Here is a 3867-nt window from a genome sequence, read left to right as displayed (position 1 = left end):
CACCTGACTGTTGACTGAACTACCGTGCTTGTCTTCGCAGTTCACGGCATGGGGTCGTGTCGTTGTGGCTACCGTCTGGGCGCATGGCTGAGGCTCGTGAAGGTTCAGGTGAGCTCGCGGGGTTGGTGGTGCCGCCAGTGGGGACGGTGGTGGAGACCGCCAATCCGTGGGAGCCGTACCAGCTGCTGGATGCCTCCGGGGCGGTGGTTGGTCCCGTCGCTGAGTACCTGAAGGACTTGCAGGCGATCGGGCGGCCGGCGACGACGCAGCGCTCGTACGCGCTGGCGTTGCTGAGGTGGTTCCGGTTCCTGTGGGCGGTCGAAGTGCCGTGGGGGCAGGCCACCCGGGTGGAGGCGAGGGACTTCTGCCGGTGGCTGCGGGTGACCGAGAAGCCGAAGGGGGACGGTGCGGTCCCGCAGGAACGCGTGAATCCGGTGACCGGCAAGAGTGGTCCTGGCCGCCAGTACGCGCCGCGGACACGGGCGCACAGTGAGACAGTGCTCCGCGGCTTCTACGCCTTCCATTTGGAGATGGGGAGCGGTCCGCTGGTCAACCCGTTCCCGTTAGTCAGAGGCCGGGACGGGGAACGAGCGGGGGCTCACCGGGCTCCGACGGCACCGGTGCGGTTCGAACGCAGCGGCCTCTACCGGCCAAAGATCGCCCAACGGGCTCCGCGGCGGATCCCTGACGACCGGTTCGATGAGCTGTTCTCCCGGCTGTCCTCGCACCGGGACCGTGCGCTGGTGGCGTTGTGGGTGTCCACGGGGGCCCGGGCGTCGGAGTTGCTGGGGGTGCGGTGCGGGGAAGTGGACATGGGCCGACAGCTGGTGACGGTGGTACGCAAGGGCAGCCGGGCCCTGCAGTCGCTTCCCGCGTCTCCGGACGCGTTGGTGTGGTTGCGCCTCTACCAGGTGCAAATGGACGGGCTGGTCGAGCCGGGTGCAGACGGTCCGTTGTGGTGGACGTTGCGCCGTCCGTTCCGCCCGTTGTCCTATCCGGCGGCTTACCGGATGTTCCAGCGGGTCAATGCCATGATCGGGGCAAACTGGAGCCTGCATGATCTGAGGCACACCGCCGCCTACCGGATGACGAGAGACCCGGGGATGCCACTGACCGACGTCCAATGGGTCCTGGGACACGCCCAGTTGGCCACCACACAGCTCTACCTCTCGCCCGTTCCGGAGGATGTGATCGCCTCGGTGCTGGCCCACCACCGCAGGGCAGCCGACCGCGCCGCCGAGCCGCCGGCCCCGACCGCCCCCGGCTACCGGAGCGAGTCGCTCGACGTCCTCTTCGGCCGGTGACCGGCGTGACGAGCCGGGCACCGGCACCGGTTGTCGGCACAACGGACACCGCCCCGCCGCCGGACCGATCGCCCCGGGGTCGGGACTCGCAGGATCTGCGTCGCCGGTTCCCACCACGACCGTCACCGATGTGCTGGCCGACCACGACCTGGAGTCGCGCGATGCTGCTGGCCCGCTTGGCCGCGCCGCCGCTGACCATAGGCACGCCAGCGAACCAGCGGCGCCGCCGACGCGCCGTCGTCCTGTTCCTGGACTGGCTGGAGCAACAGCCAGGAGAAACCTGGCAGGAACGCTGGCAATCCAGCGGGATCGCCGACGACCCGCGCGCCGACTGGCGCCCGGCTGCGGCACAGTGGCTGCAGGACTCCGGCCGCACCGGCACGATCGGGCACGAGGGCCTCGTCACGGCGGTCACCTCCGGTCTTGGCCAGCTCATCTACGCCGACATCCTGCGTCCGCCGATGGCCTGGCTCGTGACCAGCCCGATCCGCTTCCCCCTGGGCCGGGAGATCCCCCGCCTGCGCGACCCGCGCGGGTTCGCCGCACTTGCCGAGCAGGCCACCGCGGCCGGTCTGAGCTTCGACCAGCGCCGCCACGCGGTCGAGCAGGTCTCCGTGATCCTCACTGCCAAGGGCGGCACCGTCGCCGACATCACCGTCGGAGACTGCCTGGAGCTGATCGAACTGCGCGACCGACGCAAGGCCGAGGGGGCTGGTCATCCCGGATGGGGCTTCTACCAACTCCTGCACGTAATCGGGCACTTCCCGCCCGACGCGCCGACCACTCTGCGCATGCTCGACCGGCGCTTCGGCCACCAGCTCAGCGTCGAGGAACTGGTGGACCAGTACGCCCTGGCCTGCCGGCCAGTGCGCGACCTGCTGGTCGCCTACCTCGCCGAGCACCGGCCCCGCCTCGACTACGCCTCGCTCAAGCAACTCGCCTACCACCTGGTGAAACTGTTCTGGAAGGACCTGGAGAACCACCACCCCGGGATCGACTCACTGCGGCTACCTCCGGACATCGCTACCGCTTGGAAGAGCCGCACCGCCGTGAAGAGCGTCACCGTCCGCACCGCCGACGGCCGCCGGGTGGAGACGACCGAACCCCGCACCGACGCCGCCACCTTGCTGACCACGGTCCGAGCGTTCTACCTCGACCTGTCCCACTGGGCCAGCGAGGAACCCGAGCGTTGGGCGGCTTGGGCGGTCCCATGCCCGGTCCGCCGCACCGACATCGGTACGACCAAGGACACCGCCCGCCGCAAGTCGCGGATGGATCAACGCACCCGTGAGCGACTGCCCCACCTGCCCGCTCTGCGTCGCCACGTCGACGACGCCCGCGTCCAGGCGACCGCCCTGCTCAAGGCGGCCGACCGCACGCCGCCCGGCGAGACGTTCAGCCACGGCGCCACCTCGCTGCGACGAACCCGGATGGCCACCGGAAGCTCCCGCATCTGGGCCGAGGACCCCACCACCGGCACACGGCGCGACCTCACGCGCGAGGACGACACCGCGTTCTGGACCTGGGCCGCAGTGGAAGTCCTTCAGGCCACCGGGATCCGCATCGAGGAACTCACCGAACTGTCCCACCACAGCCTGGTCCAATACCGGCTGCCCTCCACCGGCGAACTCGTGCCGCTGCTGCACATCACCCCGTCCAAGAACGACCTCGAACGGCTACTGGTGATCTCACCCGAGCTCGCCGATGTCCTAGCCGCGATCATCCACCGTGTCCGCGATGCGACTGGCGCGGTCCCCCTCGTCGTCCCCTACGACGTCCACGAGCACGAGTTCACCCCGGCCATGCCCGTCCTCTTCCAGCACCGCCACGGCGCCGATGCCCGCCCCCTCAGCGCGACAACCCTCCGCCGTTGGATCACCGACGCAGCCAACAGCATGGGACTGACGGACGCCTCGGGCTCGCTGCTGGACTTCAAGCCCCACGACTTCCGCAGGATCTTCGCCACCGAAGCAATCATGAACGGGATGCCGCCACACATCTGTCAGCTGATCATGGGGCACGCGAACATCAACACGACCATGGGCTACAAGGCCGTCTACCCCGAAGAAGCCATCACCGGCCACCGAGCCTACCTCGCCCGCCGCCGTGACCTGCGGCCCTCCACCGAATACCGGTCCCCTACAGATAAGGAGTGGGAGGAGTTCCTCGGTCACTTCGAGCACCGCAAGGTCTCCCTGGGCAGCTGCGGACGCGCCTACGGCACCGGCTGCATCCACGAACACGCCTGCATCCGCTGCCCACTTCTGCGGACCGACCCCGCCCAGCTGCCCCGGCTCCTCGAGATCCGCGACAACCTCATTGCCCGGATCGACGAAGCCCGCGAGCACGGCTGGCTCGGAGAGGTCGACGGCCTCAACGTCAGCGTCTCCGCCGCCAACAACAAGATCGCCCAACTCGAGGAGTCAGCACGCCGGACCACCGACCTCGGCATGCCCCGCTTCCACGACATCGCACCACACACCATCTCCCCAACGACCGGACCACACCTCTCGCCGGACGCCTGAGCGGGCATCGCGCTGGTTCAGATAATGATCGCCGACCG

At 69.1% G+C, this 3867-nt stretch carries 2 protein-coding genes; both read left to right on the top strand.

The annotated features are described in order from the left end of the window. Positions 1 to 83 precede the first annotated feature (83 nt). Positions 84 to 1304 carry a site-specific integrase gene (locus ABZ904_RS50750; protein WP_361831093.1) on the top strand — a complete coding sequence of 407 codons (1221 nt, stop codon included), beginning with the start codon at positions 84 to 86 and terminating at the stop codon, positions 1302 to 1304. A 161-nt stretch (positions 1305 to 1465) separates the two neighbouring features. After that, positions 1466 to 3829 (top strand): site-specific integrase, encoded by a 2364-nt coding sequence (locus ABZ904_RS50745; RefSeq protein ID WP_361831090.1) that lies wholly within the window; start codon positions 1466 to 1468, stop codon positions 3827 to 3829. Positions 3830 to 3867 lie beyond the last annotated feature (38 nt).

Source organism: Streptomyces sp. NPDC046900 (assembly GCF_040644975.1).
Taxonomy (GTDB): Bacteria; Actinomycetota; Actinomycetes; order Streptomycetales; family Streptomycetaceae; genus Streptomyces.
Note: the sequence above shows the minus strand (reverse complement) of the source record. Positions and strands in the feature narration are given on the sequence as shown.